Source organism: Comamonas sp. NyZ500 (assembly GCF_016772095.1).
Taxonomy (GTDB): domain Bacteria; phylum Pseudomonadota; class Gammaproteobacteria; order Burkholderiales; family Burkholderiaceae_C; genus Comamonas; species Comamonas thiooxydans.
Window position 1 is genome coordinate 432,299 of sequence record NZ_JAEIJE010000002.1, and the last position, 15,313, is coordinate 447,611.

Sequence of the window (15,313 nt, forward strand, 5' to 3'; positions counted from 1 at the left end):
ATTATTCGATCTCGCCCATCAGCGACTGCAGATAGTTCTGCGTGCCGACCTTGTCGATCAGGTCGAGCTGGGTTTCGAGGAAGTCGATGTGCTCTTCGGTGTCGTCCAGAATCTTCTGCAGCAGATCGCGCGAAACATAGTCGCGCACGGATTCGCAGTGTGCGATCCCGTCCTTGATGGTCTGCTGCGCCGCTTGCTCCAGGCGCAGGTCGCAGGCCAGGGCTTCCGGCACGTCCTCGCCGATCTGCAGCTTGCCCAGGTCCTGCAGATTGGGCAGGCCGTCGAGCATGAAGATGCGGTCCATCAGCGCGTCGGCATGCTTCATCTCGCCGATGGATTCCTCATATTCCTTCTTGGCCAGCTTGTCGAAGCCCCAGTGCTTGTACATGCGGTAATGCAGAAAGTACTGGTTGATGGCGGTCAGTTCGTTCTTGAGCTGGGCTTGCAGCCAGGAAATGACTTGTGCATCACCTTTCATGGTGGGACTCCTTCTCGGGCAGTTGTTGTCCGCGTCGATTGTCCATGCTTTATGAGGCAAATCAAACAAAGCCCATGCCCGCGCGAATTGGCTGCATCTGATGCGCGTTCTCGTTTAGCTTACGTGCTGCCTGACTGACCTTCCTCGCGAGGTTTGACTCAGTGATGACAACAAAAGCTATGAGCGTGATTGAAGGACTATTGGCTTGAACTACCTGGTTTCGGCCCACAATAGAAAGCTGAGCTGCACAGCGGTGCGGCTTGACTTCAGAAGCCGGGAATCTGGTTTGATAGGTTTTATAAATCAATTTAATGAAATCAATCGATTGGTTTTATTAAGCGGGCCGCTCTAAACTTCATCCTGTCTTCAAACACTAACCACAAGGAAACAGCAAATGTCTCTGATCAACACTCAAGTTCAACCTTTCAAGACCGAAGCCTATGTGAACCGCAACGGCAAGGGTGAATTCATCACCGTGACTGAAGAGAGCCTGAAGGGCAAGTGGTCTGTGGTGATCTTCATGCCCGCCGCCTTCACCTTCAACTGCCCCACCGAAATCGAAGACGCAGCCAACAACTACGCCGAGTTCCAGAAGGCCGGTGCCGAGGTCTACATCGTGACCACCGACACCCACTTCTCGCACAAGGTGTGGCACGAAACTTCCGACGCAGTGGGCAAGGCCAAGTTCCCCCTGGTTGGCGACCCCACACACCAGCTGACCAACGCTTTCGGCGTGCACATCCCTGAAGAAGGCCTGGCTCTGCGCGGTACCTTCGTGATCAACCCCGAAGGCGTGATCAAGACCATGGAAGTGCATTCCAACGAAATCGCTCGTGACGTGTCCGAAACCCTGCGCAAGCTCAAGGCTGCCCAGTTCACCGCCGCCAACCCCGGCCAGGTGTGCCCCGCCAAGTGGAAGGAAGGCGCCAGCACGATCACTCCTTCGCTGGATCTGGTCGGCAAGATCTAAGTCTGATACCTATCGGCTGAGCGTGCATGCGCTCTGAAAGCCGGACGACGTTCAGGCGAGTGCCGCCTGTCCGTCCGGCTTTTTTTCGCCCTTTTTTTGCTTTCATGGGCGGGCAAAGGCCTCAAAAGCACTTTGCTGCATTGCATCAACAACTCTAAATTCAAAGGAATCCACCATGCTTGACGATCAACTCAAAGCCCAACTCGCCGCCTACCTGGAACGCGTGCAGCAGCCGTTTGAGCTGGTGGCTTCTCTGGATGACAGCGAGACCAGTGCACAGATGCACGATCTGCTGAAGACCATCCAGTCCCTGCGCAGCGACAAGATTTCGCTGCGCACCGACGGCAGCGATGCCCGCAAGCCCTCGTTCACGCTGCAGCGCCAGGGCACGGCCACCCAGCTGCGTTTTGCCGGCCTGCCCCTGGGCCATGAATTCACCTCGCTGGTGCTGGCCCTGCTGTGGACGGGCGGCCATCCTCCCAAGGTGGAGCAGGATGTGATCGACCAGATCAAGGCTCTGGACGGCGACTTCAACTTCGAGGTCTATATGAGCCTGAGCTGCCACAACTGCCCCGACGTGGTTCAGGCGCTGTCGCTGATGGCCATTCTCAACCCCAAGGTCAAGACCACGGTGATCGAAGGTGGTGCCTTCCAGAAGGAAGTGAGCGAGCGCGAAATCATGGCCGTGCCCATGGTGTTCATGAACGGCAGCGTGTTCGGCTCCGGTCGCATGACCATCGAAGAAATCGTGGCCAAGCTGGACACCGGTGCAGCCTCGCGTGACGCAGCCAAGCTGTCGGCCAAGGAAGCCTTCGACGTGCTGATCATCGGTGGCGGTCCTGCCGGCGCGGCAGCCGCCGTGTACGCGGCTCGCAAGGGCATTCGCACCGGCGTGGCAGCCGAGCGCTTTGGCGGCCAGGTCAACGACACACTGGCGATCGAGAACTACATCTCCGTGCTGGAAACCGACGGACCCAAGTTCGCCGCAGCCCTGGAAGCCCACACCCGCGCCTATGACGTGGACATCATGAACCTGCAGCGCGCCGAGAAGCTGATTCCCGCAGCGCAGCCCGGTGGTCTGGTGGAGGTGCAACTGGCCAATGGCGGCTCGCTCAAGGCCAAGACCGTGATCCTGTCCACCGGTGCGCGCTGGCGCAACGTGAACGTACCCGGCGAAGCCGAGTACAAGAACAAGGGCGTGGCTTACTGCCCGCACTGCGACGGTCCGCTGTTCAAGGGCAAGCGCGTCTCGGTGATCGGCGGCGGCAACTCCGGCATCGAAGCTGCGATCGACCTGGCTGGTCTGGTGGCCCATGTGACGGTGGTGGAATTTGCCGATCAGCTCAAGGCCGATGCCGTGCTGGTCAAGAAGCTGCACAGCCTGCCCAATGTGACCGTCATCACCAACGCCCAGACCACCGAGATCACGGGTGCCAACGGCAAGGTCAACGGCCTGAGCTACAAGGACCGTACAAGCGGCGCAGAGCACCATGTGGAGCTCGAAGGTGTGTTTGTGCAGATCGGCCTGGTGCCGAACACCGAATGGCTCAAGGGCACACTGGAGCTGAGCAAGTTCGGCGAAATCATGGTGGATGCCAAGGGGCAGACCAGTCTGCCCGGGGTGTTCGCCGCCGGTGACTGCACCACGGTGCCTTACAAGCAGATCGTGATCGCCGCCGGCGCCGGTGCCACTGCAGCGCTATCGGCCTTCGATCATCTGATCCGCAACTAAACGGCCTGCATCGCTTGCAAGGTAAGCGATGGTAGCTATTAAAAAAGGACTGCTTGGGCAGTCCTTTTTTCTTATGGACGGCCGCGAAGAGGGGCATGGCCGCCGGGATTGTCAGGGCTGCAGCGTTCATCGGGTCGGGACAGCCGCCTGAAAACAGGCGATGGTGCAAGCCGCAGCCTTGCGCCAAGACTCAATTCCCGGTTTTGTAACGAATTCATTTGCGGTTGAGAATTATTCGCATATACTTTCTCCATTCAGCCAGCCAATGCCGTGCCAGCTACAGGCCGCGAAGCCTCTGACGTTTCGACCTGTGGCCATTGAGGTACCAATCAGAAGCCAGCTCTTGTCCATTTCTATGAATAAAGAGGGTTTCTGGTATGGCATCCGCCACCGCTTTGCACGCCCGCGCCATGCTGGCGCCACGCTCCAATCTCCGTCCGCTGGCTCTGGCCTGCGCACTGGCCTGCGCTGCCATCTCGGTTCAGGCGCAGCAAAAGTCTTCCGAATCCATTCAAGTTGCAGCGGCCCGCACCGACCGCAACACTCCCGTGCTGCGCGATGTGGTGGTCAGTGCCTCGCGCGACGAGCAGGATGCCGACAGCCTGCCCATGACGGTGGACGTCATCGATGCCAAGCAGATGGAAGAGGAGCAGATTGGCGACATCCGCGAGCTTGCAGCCAAGCTGCCCAATGTGACCGTGCCGCGCAGTCCTGCGCGTTTCACGTTGGCCGGCTCTCCTACCGGGCGCGACCAGAACAGCGGCTTCAATATCCGCGGCCTCGAAGGCAACCGCGTACTGATGCTGGTCGATGGAGTGCGTCTGCCGCGCAGCTATACCTTCAGCGCCAATGCCTTTGGCCGTGACTATCTGGACCTGGGTCTGGTGCAGCGCGTGGAAATTCTGCGCGGTGCCGTGCCTGCGCTCTATGGCTCGGACGGCATGGGCGGTCTGGTCAACTTCATCACCGTACAGCCCAGCGATCTGCTCAAGGACGGCAAGACCATTGGCGGCCGGGTCTCGGCCAGCTATGACGGCTCGGACAACGGCAAGCGCCTGGGCGCAACCCTCGCGGGCAAGGCCAGCGATGAATGGAGTTGGCTGCTTTCGGCCGGTGTGGGCCGCTCCAGCGCGCTGGAGAATATGGGCAGCAATAACACCGTGGGTGCTCTGCGTACCACGCCCAATCCCGAAAAGGACAAGAGCCATTCGCTGCTGGGGCGCCTGGTCTATACGCCATCGGCCGTGCAAAAACATGTCTTCACGCTGGAAAACGTGGACAAGCGCGCCGACTACGACCTGTTGAGCGCTCGCAGCGCCACCGTCCGTGATTCGCGTGCCGAGACCACCATGAAGCGCTGGCGCGCTACCTGGCAGGGGCAGTGGCAGCAGCTGGATACGGCACTGGCCGACGAGCTCAAGCTGATGGCCAGCTATCAAAGCTCGAGCTCGCGCGAGTTCGTGACCGAAACCCGCACCCCACCGCTGGCCTATCGCGAGCGCGATGTGACCTATGACGAGGATGCGCTGCAACTGCACGCCCAGGCCGGCAAGATGCTGCGCTGGAGCAATGGTCTCAGCGGCAAGTTCAGCTATGGCGTCGACTATCTGCGCGGCAAGGTGGTCAACGAGCAGAACGGCATCACGCCGCCGGCGGGCGAGAGCTTTCCGCTCAAGCGCTTCCCCGACACCACGGAAACCTCGACCGCGCTGTTTGCCCAGGCCGAGCTGCACTATGGTGCTTTCAGCCTGACGCCCGGATTGCGGGCCGAGCACTACAGCATCAAGCCCAAGCAGCAAGGGTTTGGCGGCACAGCGGTCAGCAATTCGGACTCTGCCGTCTCCCCCAAGCTGGGCGCCATGTTCCAGATGAACGATGCCTGGTCGGTCTACGGCAACTATGCCGCCGGTTTCAGGGCGCCGAACGCAGGGCAGATCAATGCCTTCTTCGAGAACCCGTTCATGTTCTACAAGAGCATTCCCAACCCCGATCTCAAGGCGGAAAAAAGCAATACCTTCGAGCTGGGCCTGCGTGGCCGCATGAGTGCGCTGCGCCTCGATGCCGCAGTATTCACGGGCCGCTACAAGGACTTCATTCAGGATCAGGTGCAGGTTGCGGGCGAATACGGCGATCGCAACAACCCCGCGACGTTCCAGTCCGTCAATCTGAACCGCGTGCATATCAGCGGCTTCGAGCTCAAGGCCGACTATGACTGGGGCCGGTTTGCGGGTGGCAACTGGCGCACCAATGCCGCCTATGGCTACACCAAGGGTACGGACAAGAGCACCAACAAGCCGGTGGACACCATCTCGCCGCAGCAACTGGTGCTGGGCGTGCGCTATGACCGCTCGAATGTGGGCGTGCAGCTCAGCGCCTCTCACTGGGCAGGCAAAAAAGACAAGGATGCGCCTGATCTTTCCACTGGCCGCCCCTTGCTCAGCCCATCCGCGACGGTACTGGATTTGAGTGCGCAATGGCGTATCCGTCCAGGCACGCGTCTGAATGTGGGCATCTACAACCTGACCGACAAAAAGTATTCGCGCTGGGCGGATGTACGTGGCTTGAGCCGCACGACGCAGATTGCCGATGCCTTTACCCAGCCGGGCCGCAATGTGCGCGTGTCCCTGGTTCAGGACTTCTGATTTTGTAGCTGACAGCGCTTGATGGATAAGCGCTGGAGGCCTTTTTGCTCAAGAACTACGGGAGTGTGCCATGTCTGTTTTCGAGAACGCCGCCAATGCCCAAAGTGCATCTGGCAGTCGCGATGAGGAATATCTGCTCACCGAGGGCGAGGCCCAACTGGCCACGGTGCTGGCGCTGATGACCGGTTTCAGCCAGGCCTGCTGTGCGGCGCACCGCGCGCCCATGGCTCAGAGGGTATCGACGCAACTGGGGCGCATGGCCGAAGGCCTGGACGGCTGTGAGCGCTCTGAGGGCATGCGCCACTTTCTGCAAAAGCTGGAGCAGCGTTGGGCCACGGTGGCCCGGGTGCTGGCCCAGCCTGAACCAGAGCCCGAAGCCCAGGCTTCGGCTCCCCGCTTTGACGACGAATTTTCCAACCCACAACCACATTGGCATCACAGCCCGGAGACCCTGCAATGAACGCCATCACATCCCCTGAAATCCAGACCATGACTGCGGTGCAGATCCGTGAGCAATTCGCGCAAAAGCGCGAGCAAGGCCTGCGTGCCAAGGATGCGGCCGAGGCGCTGCAGCTGAGCGAAGGCGCGGTCATCGCGGCCCATGGCGGCGAACATGACCGCACGCTCAAGGCCGTTCCGCTGCGCGCCGAATGGCTGGACATTCTTAAGGGCCTGGAAGCCTGCGGCACCGTGATGGCGCTCACGCGCAACGAATCCACCGTGCATGAAAAAGACGGTATCTACCAGAACCTCTCGGCCCAGGGCCCGGTCGGTCTGGCGCTGAGCCGCGAGATCGATCTGCGCCTGTTCTTCATGCACTGGCATGCCGGCTTTGCCGTGACCGAGGAGTCCGCCAACGGCAATCGCCCCGCCATACGCAGCCTGCAGTTCTATGACGCCGCCGGCCGTGCCGTGCACAAGGTGTTTGCGCGCGAGGTCACGGACATGGCGGCCTGGAATGCACTGGTGGAGCGCTTTGCCGAGCCCTCCGCAGGCTATGTGTTCCGCGAGCCTGCGGCCAAGCCGGCGATCAAGGCCGACGCCGAGATCGACGTGCCCGCGCTGAGCCAGGCCTGGACCGATATGAAGGACACGCATGAGTTCTTCGAGATGCTGCGCAGGTTCGGTGCCGAGCGCCAGCAGGCCTTCCGTCTGGTGCCTCAGTACTGCGAGCGCCTGAGCACCGACGCGGTCGCGCAGCTGCTGGGCGATGCGGCGGTGGACGGTGTCTCCATCATGGTATTTGTGGGCAGCAGCGGCTGCATCCAGATCCACACCGGCCCCGTGAGCAATATCCAGCCCATGGACGGCAAGGACGGCGTGCGCTGGATCAATGTGCTGGACAAGGGCTTCAACCTGCACCTGCGCACCGACCTGATAGCCAATGTCTGGGTGGTGCAGAAACCCACCAGCGATGGCGTGGTGACCTCGGTCGAGGCCTTTGATGCCGAAGGCAACAACATGGCCATGTTCTTCGGTGAGCGCAAGCCAGGCCAGCCCGAGCTGCAAGGCTGGCGCGATCTGGTGGCCGGCCTGCCGCGCAAGACTGCAGTGGCGGAGGCCGTATGAGCACGCCAGGCATTTCCCGACGCCAGGGTCTGCACTGGCTGGGCGCGGCCGTGGCGGGTACGGCCCTGCCGGCCCTGGCACAGACCGCCGCTGCCGCGCCAGGAGCGAAGCGGCTGGTGTCGCTCAGCGGCGCACTGACCGAGGTGGTCTATCTGCTCAATGCCCAGAGTCTGCTGGTGGGCACCGACACCACCAGCCTGTTTCCCGAAGCGGCGCAAAAAACCGCCAAGGTCGGCTATGTGCGCCAGCTCTCGGCCGAAGGCCTGCTCTCGCTCAAGCCCGATGCGGTGATCGCAACCAGCGAGGCCGGGCCTCCCGTGGTGCTCGATCAGATCCGTCAGGCAGGCGTACGCGTATCGCTGGTTGCGGCCAGGCACAACTGGGCCGAGGTGCAGGAAAAGGTCAAGGTCGTGGGGCGCGAGACAGGTCGTTCCAGCGAGGCCGACAAGCTGCTGGCCCAGCTCGATGCGCAGTGGAGCAGCGTCCAGGCCCAGGTGGCCAAGGCCCAGCGCAAGCCGCGCGTGCTGTTCGTGCTCTCGCACAGCGGCAGTCCGCAGGTGGCGGGCAAGGGCACGGCAGCCAATGCGCTGATCCAGTACGCGGGCTGTGTCAATGTCATCGACCAGTTCGACGGCTACAAGCCCTTGACTGCCGAAGCCATGGCCAGCGCTGCGCCCGAAGTCATCATCAACACCACGCAGGGTATCGAGGCTCTGGGTGGCGAGGCCGCCTTCTGGAAGCGGCCCGAGCTGGCACTGACGCCCGCCCATGCCAAGAAGGCACTGGTGACGCTGGAAGCCAGCCATTTGCTGGGCTTCGGCCCGCGCCTGCCCAGTGCCGTGCAGGCTTTGCATATGCGCGCTTTGCAGTGGGTGGCCTGAGCATGAGCGCAAGCATGGGGAGCGTGGCACCAAAGCCAGCAGTCGAGCTGCCCGTCGCATCACGTTGGCGCACTCCTGCTGGGCGGCTCAGCCGCAGCGCAGCCCTGCTGCTGGGGGCGGCTCTGGTGTTGCTGGCCATGGTGTGGGGCGCGGCCAGCGGGGCCTATGCCATTGCACCGGGGCAACTGCCCGGGATTGCCTGGGACGGGCTTCGCAGTCTTTTTGGCGCTGCCGTGGACAGCGGCCCCGAGCATCTGGTCTTTCTCAATATCCGCCTGCCGCGCCTGCTCATGGGCGTGGCTGCGGGTGCAGGACTGGGGCTGGCCGGCGCATTGATGCAGGGGCTGTTTCGCAATCCTCTGGCCGACCCCGGGCTCATCGGCGTGAGCAGCGGCGCGGCCCTGGCTGCCGGCATCACCATCGTGCTGGGCGGCCTGTATCTGCCCTGGCTGCCGCGTCATCTGGGCAGCTGGGCCCTGGTGGCCATGGCTTTTGGCGGCGGTCTGGCCGTGACCGCCGTGGTTTATGTACTGGGCCAGGTCCAGGGCACGACCCGCATCGGCCTGATGCTGCTGGCCGGCATTGCCATCAATGCGCTGGCCGGTGCCGGACTGGGCTTTCTGAGCTTTGTATCGACGGACGAGCAACTGCGCAATCTGCAGATGTGGTTGCTGGGCAGCCTGGGCGCCTCGCGCTGGAGTGCGGTGGCCCTGGTGTCGGTGGCTGTGGCCGTCAGCGCGGCGGCGGCGCTGGCGCTGGCCAGGCCGCTGAATGCGATTGCCCTGGGCGAAGCCCAGGCCAATCTGCTGGGCGTGGCCGTGGAGAAAACCAAGCGCCGCGCCGTGATGGTGGCTGCACTGGCCGTGGGTGCGGTGACCGCGACCACCGGCATCATCGGCTTCATCGGCCTGGTCGCGCCGCACTGGGTGCGGCTGATTGCCGGTCCCGATCATCGCGTGGTGCTGCCGGGGTCAGCCCTGCTGGGTGCGGCGCTGGTGGTCAGCGCCGATGCCGTGGCGCGCACCATCGTCAAGCCGGCCGAGCTGCCGCTGGGCGTGCTCACCGCGTTTATCGGCGTGCCGCTGTTTCTGGCCATGCTGCGCCAGTTCAGGAGCAAGGTATGAATGCGCACCACAGGCTGTCCAGCCTCGAATGCCGCAATCTGGGCGTTGGCGTAGCCAAGGGGCCGCGCCTGGCGACGGTGGATGTGCGGATTCAGGCCGGGCGCTTTACCGCCATCCTCGGCCCCAACGGCGCCGGCAAGTCCACGCTGATGTCCATGCTGGTGGGCGAGCGCGCGCCGCAGTCGGGCCAGGTTCTGCTCGACGGGCTGGAGCTGTCCGGGCATGCGGTGGAGGGCCTGGCACGTCGGCGCTCCGTCATGCCCCAGGATTGCAGCGTGGCCTTTGACTTCACGGCCCAGGAGGTGGTGGAGCTGGGGCGTTATCCGCATCGTCATCAGCCCGGCAACGGGGAGGCGCAGATTCCGGTGCAGGCCATGGAGTTGACCGGGGTTGATCATCTGGCGCAGCGCAGCATCAACACGCTGTCAGGCGGCGAGCGGGCTCGCACCCATCTGGCCAGGGCTCTGGCGCAGATCTGGCAGCCGCCCGCCGACGGCGCGGCGCGCTGGCTGCTGCTGGACGAGCCTACAGCCGCTCTCGATCTGGCTCATCAGCACCACGCCATGCGCCTGCTGCGCCAGTGGGCTGGGCAGCAGGGCGCAGGCGTGGTGGCGGTGATCCATGACCTGAACCTGGCGCTGCGCTATGCCGACGATGTGCTGGTGCTGGGCGGTGATGCCGGAGTGCATCACGGTGCGGTGCTGGATGTGCTGCAGCCTGCGCTGGTGCGCCAGGTCTGGGGCATGCAGTGCGACCCGGTGCACAGCAGCGACGGCGCGCTGCAATATATTTTTGTAGCGGATACCGCTTTGTCAGCTTGAAATTTCAGTGGACTGCATTGAATTCTGAAGCCAGTCATGCGCAGGCTGCTTCAGATTCAATAGTTCATGACCTGGCTGTCAATGGCTGTCAATGTGTATGCACGGTCAGCGCAACCAGCTTGAGCACCAGCGGCCTGACCATCATCACGCAGAAGAACGCCACCGGCATGGCCAGCGCATAGGCGCTGAACACTCGACGGACGTAGCCGGCATCAAAGCCGGTATTGGCCGCCACAATGGTGCAGCACATCAGGAAGGCCATGATGGCGGCCATGAAAAACGCGAAAACAAACGGCGTGTAACGCCTGTGCAGCTTCAGTGCGGAAAGTCTGGAGGAGAAGGAGCTGGAGTATGAATTCATGGGAACGATGCTGAAAATGCATTCGGCGTCATGGCGACTTGCGTTGCTGTGTCAAAGGCTTGAGGCCGAATGCATGGATGGGAAACAGGGTTGAACTGTAAGCACCACAGGCGGTCTGCGGTAGAGGTCCGGGGCTTGTTGTACTCATAAGCAGAACTTTCGAATTCAATTGGAGATACATTCGCAGTCATGCCGAATCTGCGAGCCATAGAAACCTTTGTCAAAGCGCTGGAGGGCGGCTCCATCGCCTCGGCTGCGCGCCAACTGGGCATTTCGCCCGCCGCTGCCAGCCAGAACATCGCGCGGCTGGAGCGCGAGCTGGGCACGCGCCTGATCACCCGCACCACCCGGTCCATGGCCTTGACCGAGGCCGGCGAGAGCTATCTGGCGCGCGTCGCTCCGGTGCTCGACGAGCTCGAAAAAGCCCAGTCCGATCTCTCGCTGATTCATGGAGAGCTGCAAGGCCGCCTGCGCATTGCCTGCATGGCAGCCTTCGGCCGCCATGTGCTGGCGCCGCTGCTGCCGGCGTTTGCCGCGCTGCATCCGCGACTGGAGCTGGAGCTCTTGATCACGGACCGGCATGTGGATGTGCTCAAGGAGGATGTGGACATCAGCGTGCGCTACCGCGATGTGCTGGAGCCCGGCATGTCGGTGCGGCTGCTGGCCTCGGTGCCACGCATTCTGTGTGCCTCGCCGCAGTACCTGCAGCAGCATGGCCGACCGCAGTCGGCACAGGATCTGCTTGAGCATCCCTGTCTGCTGTATCGGCGCGAGCGTGACGGCCGGCTCATGCGCTGGCCCTTTATGCGCGATGGCCAGCGCACCGATCCGCAGCAGAAAATTGCGGCCATAGGCAGCGATATCGATGCCCTGGTGGAGTTCGCCGCTGCCGGTGGCGGTATCGCCTGGGCCGGCAGCTTCATCGTCCATGAGGAGATGCGCAAGGGGCGGCTGGTGCCTCTGGCACTCAAGCCGGCGCGCAAGGGCCAGTTGCAGTTCGAGGATGCTCCGCTGGACTTCTTCGCCTGCTTCAAGGATCGTAAATATGTGCCGGCCAAGGTCCGCGCCCTGGTGGACTATCTGCTGAAGGAGCTGCCGCAGCAGCCCGTCCTGCGTTGAGCGAGGACAATGCGTGGCGCCTGCATTGCCCGTAGTTCTTGACGCCGGCGCGGGCTAAAGGCACGGGCTAGGTAAGGGCGGCCGAGCAAGAGCCGCCTCGCAGCGAGGGCTGCGTCCCCTTGGGGAAGCGGCGAAGCCGCTCAGGGGGAGGCTTAATGTCCCAGATGCTGCGGCAGCACTTCCTGCAAGATGGTGGTGGCAATCTCTTCGATCGACTTGGTGGTGCTGGACAGCCACTCGATGCCGCTCCTGCGCATCATGGCCTCGGCCTCGGCCACCTCGTAGCGGCAGTTGGGCAGGCTGGCGTACTTGGAGTCGGGGCGGCGTTCGTTGCGGATGCTGGACAGGCGCTCGGGCTGAATCGTCAGGCCAAACAGCTTTTTGCGGTAGGGCTCCAGCGCGGGCGGCAACTGCTTGCGCTCGAAGTCTTCGGGAATCAGCGGGTAGTTGGCCACCTTGAGGCCAAACTGCATGGCCAGGTACAGGCTGGTTGGCGTCTTGCCCGAGCGGCTCACGCCCACCAGAATCACGTCGGCGCCGCTCAGGTCGGCATGGGTCTGGCCGTCGTCATGGGCCAGCGTGTAATTGATGGCCTCCATGCGCTCCAGATATTCCTTGCTCTCGCTGATGTCGGCAAAGCGGCCCACGCGGTGCAGCGACTTCTGGCCCAGCTCCACCTCCAGCGGGCGCACAAAGGTGCCGAACATGTCGAACAGCTTGCCCTTGCAGTTGGCTTCAAGGAATTCCAGCATCTCCTGATTGACCAGGGTGGTGAAGATGATGGGCTTTCTCTTCTCCACCTCGGCCACATGGTTGATCTGGCGCACGGCCTGATGAATCTTGTCCATGGAGTCCACAAAGGGGATGCGAATCAGCCTCGGCTTGCTCTCGAACTGGGCCATGATGGCCGTGCCAAAGGTCTCGGCCGTGATGCCTGTGCCGTCAGAAATGACAAAAATTGTATGGGTATGCATGGTGCGCGCAGTTATTAGGTGGGACCTGTGCAAGCAATGCCATGTCCCGGACTCTGAATCTGGTTTGAGCCACGCGACGCTCGCCGGCTCAGCCTACAATGGCGCCCATTATTCCCAAATTCAAGCCCATGCTCGTTGACGGTCGACATCCAGAACAGCAAAGCACTGCACTCAAGCAGCATGGGTTCGCGTGCCCTGGCCATTCAGCCCAGAGCCGCCTGCGTACCGGTTTTTAACTTTGGAGCTTCCCATGTCTCAACTGTTCGAAGCGACCGCTCTGGTCGTTCCGTTTGAAAAACTGAGAATGTCTGATGTCGAGTCCGTAGGCGGCAAGAACGCCTCGCTCGGCGAAATGATCTCGCAACTGCCCCAGGGCGTACGCGTGCCTACCGGCTTTGCCACCACGGCTCATGCCTTCCGCGAGTTCCTGGCATTTGAAGGTCTGGCCGGCAAGATCTCGGCCAAGCTGGCCGCTCTGGACGTGGACGATGTCCGCGCTCTGGCCGCTGTGGGCGCGGAAATCCGCGCCATGGTGGAGAGCCAGCCTTTCCCTGCCGATCTGGAGCAGGCCATTCGTGAGGAATTTGTCCGCCTGCAAGGCGGCAATGCCGAGGCATCGTTTGCCGTGCGCTCTTCCGCCACGGCAGAAGACCTGCCCGATGCATCGTTTGCCGGCCAGCAGGAAACCTTCCTGAACGTGGTGGGCATCGAAGACGTGCTGCACAAGATGAAGGAAGTGTTCGCGTCGCTGTACAACGACCGCGCCATCTCCTACCGCGTGCACAAGGGCTTCGAGCACGATGTGGTGGCACTGTCCGCCGGCGTGCAGCGCATGGTGCGCTCCGACAAGGGCGCTGCCGGCGTGATGTTCACCATCGACACCGAATCCGGTTTCGAGGAAGTGGTCTTCATCACCTCCAGCTACGGCCTGGGCGAGACCGTGGTGCAGGGCGCCGTGAACCCCGACGAGTTCTATGTGCACAAGCCCATGCTCAAGGCTGGCAACAAGGCGCTGATTCGCCGCAATCTGGGCTCCAAGCTGATCCAGATGATCTTTGCCACGCCCGAGGAAAAGGCTGCAGACGGCAAGCTGGTCAAGACCACCGATGTGGCCCACGAACTGCGCAACCGCTATTCGCTGACCGACGAGGAAGTGCAGCAGCTGGCGCATTACGCTCTGGTGATCGAGCAGCACTACGGCCGCCCCATGGATATCGAATGGGGCAAGGACGGCACCGACGGCCAGCTCTACATCCTGCAGGCGCGCCCCGAAACCGTGAAGAGCCAGGCCAAGGGCCAGGCCGAGCTGCGCTACAAGCTCAAGGGCACGGGCACCGTGCTGGCCGAAGGCCGCGCCATCGGCCAGAAGATCGGCACCGGCCCCGTGCGCCTGGTGTCCGACATCTCGCAGATGGACCAGGTGCAGGCCGGCGACGTGCTGGTGACCGACATGACCGACCCCAACTGGGAGCCCGTCATGAAGAAGGCTTCGGCCATCGTCACCAACCGCGGTGGCCGTACCTGCCACGCCGCCATCATTGCGCGCGAGCTGGGCATCCCTGCCGTCGTGGGCTGCGGCAATGCGACCGATCTGCTCAAGGCCGAAACACTGGTCACCGTGTCCTGCGCGGAAGGCGATACCGGCAAGATCTATGATGGCCTGCTGGAAACCGAAGTGACCGAGGTCAAGCGTGGCGAGATGCCCAGCATCCCCACCAAGATCATGATGAACGTGGGCAACCCCCAGCTGGCTTTCGACTTTGCCCAGCTGCCCAACGAAGGCGTGGGTCTGGCCCGTCTGGAATTCATCATCAACAACAACATCGGCGTGCACCCCAAGGCCATCCTGGACTACCCCGCCGTTGACGCCGACCTGAAGAAGGCGGTCGAGTCCGTGGCGCGTGGCCATGCTTCGCCCCGTGCCTTCTACGTGGACAAGGTGACCGAAGGTGTGGCAACGATTGCCGCTGCCTTCTGGCCCAAGCCCGTGATCGTGCGCATGTCGGACTTCAAGTCCAACGAATACCGCAAGCTGATCGGCGGCAGCCGTTACGAGCCCGAGGAAGAGAACCCCATGCTGGGCTTCCGCGGTGCCGCGCGCTACATCTCGGCTGAGTTCGGCGAGGCCTTCAAGATGGAATGCGAAGCCCTGCTCCGTGTGCGCGAGGACATGGGCTTGACCAACGTCAAGATCATGATCCCCTTCGTGCGTACACTGGGCCAGGCCAAGCGCGTGACCGAGTTGCTGGCCGAGAACGGCCTCAAGCGCGGCGAGAACGGCCTGCAGCTGATCATGATGTGCGAAGTGCCCTCCAACGCAGTCCTTGCCGAAGAGTTCCTCGAGTACTTCGACGGCTTCTCCGTGGGCTCCAACGACCTGACCCAGCTGACCCTGGGCCTGGACCGCGACTCGGGCCTGGAGCTGCTGGCCGCCGACTTCGACGAGCGCGACCCCGCCGTCAAGAAGCTGCTGGCTCGTGCCATCAAGGCCTGCCGCGACCAGAACAAGTATGTGGGCATCTGCGGTCAAGGCCCTTCGGATCACCCCGACTTTGCCAAGTGGCTGGCCGACGAAGGCATCTCGTCCATCTCTCTGAACCCTGACAGCGTGGTCTCCACCTGGCAGAAGCTGGCTGAATAAG

13 protein-coding genes are annotated in these 15,313 nt (G+C 62.5%); 10 read left to right on the top strand and 3 right to left on the bottom strand.

Features of this window, described 5'->3' with window-relative positions:
* Nucleotide 1 precedes the first annotated feature (1 nt).
* The gene (gene bfr, locus JAO85_RS05570) at nt 2-478 is read right to left on the bottom strand and encodes a bacterioferritin (RefSeq protein WP_012837398.1); all 477 of its coding nucleotides are present in this window, start codon (nt 476-478) and stop codon (nt 2-4) included.
* Nucleotides 479-872: 394 nt separating this feature from the next.
* Here bfr and ahpC point away from each other — a divergent pair, with 394 nt between their 5' ends.
* The 8 genes from ahpC (at nt 873) to JAO85_RS05610 (ending at nt 10,217) form a co-directional block, all read left to right on the top strand.
* Nucleotides 873-1,448, top strand: a complete 576-nt coding sequence (ahpC, locus tag JAO85_RS05575) for an alkyl hydroperoxide reductase subunit C (protein WP_003057651.1) — start codon at nt 873-875, stop codon at nt 1,446-1,448.
* A 175-nt stretch (nt 1,449-1,623) separates the two neighbouring features.
* Entirely contained in the window at nt 1,624-3,180 is a 1,557-nt protein-coding gene (gene ahpF, locus JAO85_RS05580; protein ID WP_202787643.1) for an alkyl hydroperoxide reductase subunit F, read from the top strand.
* 377 nt (nt 3,181-3,557) lie between these two features.
* Nucleotides 3,558-5,822, top strand: coding sequence for a TonB-dependent hemoglobin/transferrin/lactoferrin family receptor (locus tag JAO85_RS05585; RefSeq protein ID WP_202787644.1), 2,265 nt, complete (start codon nt 3,558-3,560; stop codon nt 5,820-5,822).
* A 70-nt stretch (nt 5,823-5,892) separates the two neighbouring features.
* Nucleotides 5,893-6,282 (top strand): hypothetical protein, encoded by a 390-nt coding sequence (locus JAO85_RS05590; RefSeq protein ID WP_012837400.1) that lies wholly within the window; start codon nt 5,893-5,895, stop codon nt 6,280-6,282.
* Complete coding sequence (locus JAO85_RS05595) at nt 6,279-7,391, top strand: hemin-degrading factor (protein ID WP_202787645.1); 1,113 nt, start codon at nt 6,279-6,281, stop codon at nt 7,389-7,391. Before JAO85_RS05590 ends, JAO85_RS05595 begins: the two co-directional genes overlap by 4 nt.
* Nucleotides 7,388-8,272, top strand: a complete 885-nt coding sequence (locus JAO85_RS05600) for a hemin ABC transporter substrate-binding protein (RefSeq protein WP_202787646.1) — start codon at nt 7,388-7,390, stop codon at nt 8,270-8,272. The genes JAO85_RS05595 and JAO85_RS05600 overlap by 4 nt, the downstream gene beginning before the upstream one ends.
* A gap of 14 nt (nt 8,273-8,286) precedes the next feature.
* Nucleotides 8,287-9,396: an iron ABC transporter permease gene (locus tag JAO85_RS05605; RefSeq protein WP_202787665.1), complete on the top strand. Its 1,110-nt coding sequence runs from the start codon at nt 8,287-8,289 to the stop codon at nt 9,394-9,396.
* Nucleotides 9,393-10,217, top strand: coding sequence for a heme ABC transporter ATP-binding protein (locus JAO85_RS05610; RefSeq protein WP_202787647.1), 825 nt, complete (start codon nt 9,393-9,395; stop codon nt 10,215-10,217). The genes JAO85_RS05605 and JAO85_RS05610 overlap by 4 nt, the downstream gene beginning before the upstream one ends.
* 88 nt (nt 10,218-10,305) lie before the next feature.
* On the opposite strand, the gene JAO85_RS05615 is transcribed toward JAO85_RS05610, so the two are convergent.
* Nucleotides 10,306-10,578 carry a DUF2798 domain-containing protein gene (locus JAO85_RS05615; RefSeq protein ID WP_087865271.1) on the bottom strand — a complete coding sequence of 91 codons (273 nt, stop codon included), beginning with the start codon at nt 10,576-10,578 and terminating at the stop codon, nt 10,306-10,308.
* Between the two features lie 189 nt (nt 10,579-10,767).
* Here JAO85_RS05615 and JAO85_RS05620 point away from each other — a divergent pair, with 189 nt between their 5' ends.
* A complete protein-coding gene (locus JAO85_RS05620) occupies nt 10,768-11,697 on the top strand; it encodes a LysR family transcriptional regulator (RefSeq protein WP_202787648.1) in 930 nt (309 codons plus the stop codon).
* A gap of 152 nt (nt 11,698-11,849) precedes the next feature.
* Here the strand turns inward: JAO85_RS05620 and JAO85_RS05625 are convergent, their stop codons facing one another.
* Nucleotides 11,850-12,671 carry a pyruvate, water dikinase regulatory protein gene (locus JAO85_RS05625; protein ID WP_003057637.1) on the bottom strand — a complete coding sequence of 274 codons (822 nt, stop codon included), beginning with the start codon at nt 12,669-12,671 and terminating at the stop codon, nt 11,850-11,852.
* 250 nt (nt 12,672-12,921) lie between these two features.
* Here JAO85_RS05625 and ppsA point away from each other — a divergent pair, with 250 nt between their 5' ends.
* Nucleotides 12,922-15,312, top strand: a complete 2,391-nt coding sequence (ppsA, locus tag JAO85_RS05630) for a phosphoenolpyruvate synthase (protein ID WP_012837405.1) — start codon at nt 12,922-12,924, stop codon at nt 15,310-15,312.
* Nucleotide 15,313: the final 1 nt, after the last annotated feature.

What these genes read in the sequence shown, in the direction of transcription:
- ppsA (WP_012837405.1), top strand. Translation starts at nt 12,922, where the DNA reads ATGTCTCAACTGTTCGAAGCGACCGCTCTGGTCGTTCCGTTTGAAAAA.
- bfr (WP_012837398.1), bottom strand. Translation starts at nt 478, where the DNA reads ATGAAAGGTGATGCACAAGTCATTTCCTGGCTGCAAGCCCAGCTCAAG.
- JAO85_RS05595 (WP_202787645.1), top strand. Translation starts at nt 6,279, where the DNA reads ATGAACGCCATCACATCCCCTGAAATCCAGACCATGACTGCGGTGCAG.
- JAO85_RS05610 (WP_202787647.1), top strand. Translation starts at nt 9,393, where the DNA reads ATGAATGCGCACCACAGGCTGTCCAGCCTCGAATGCCGCAATCTGGGC.
- JAO85_RS05585 (WP_202787644.1), top strand. Translation starts at nt 3,558, where the DNA reads ATGGCATCCGCCACCGCTTTGCACGCCCGCGCCATGCTGGCGCCACGC.
- JAO85_RS05620 (WP_202787648.1), top strand. Translation starts at nt 10,768, where the DNA reads ATGCCGAATCTGCGAGCCATAGAAACCTTTGTCAAAGCGCTGGAGGGC.
- JAO85_RS05600 (WP_202787646.1), top strand. Translation starts at nt 7,388, where the DNA reads ATGAGCACGCCAGGCATTTCCCGACGCCAGGGTCTGCACTGGCTGGGC.
- ahpC (WP_003057651.1), top strand. Translation starts at nt 873, where the DNA reads ATGTCTCTGATCAACACTCAAGTTCAACCTTTCAAGACCGAAGCCTAT.
- ahpF (WP_202787643.1), top strand. Translation starts at nt 1,624, where the DNA reads ATGCTTGACGATCAACTCAAAGCCCAACTCGCCGCCTACCTGGAACGC.
- JAO85_RS05590 (WP_012837400.1), top strand. Translation starts at nt 5,893, where the DNA reads ATGTCTGTTTTCGAGAACGCCGCCAATGCCCAAAGTGCATCTGGCAGT.
- JAO85_RS05625 (WP_003057637.1), bottom strand. Translation starts at nt 12,671, where the DNA reads ATGCATACCCATACAATTTTTGTCATTTCTGACGGCACAGGCATCACG.
- JAO85_RS05605 (WP_202787665.1), top strand. Translation starts at nt 8,287, where the DNA reads ATGGGGAGCGTGGCACCAAAGCCAGCAGTCGAGCTGCCCGTCGCATCA.
- JAO85_RS05615 (WP_087865271.1), bottom strand. Translation starts at nt 10,578, where the DNA reads ATGAATTCATACTCCAGCTCCTTCTCCTCCAGACTTTCCGCACTGAAG.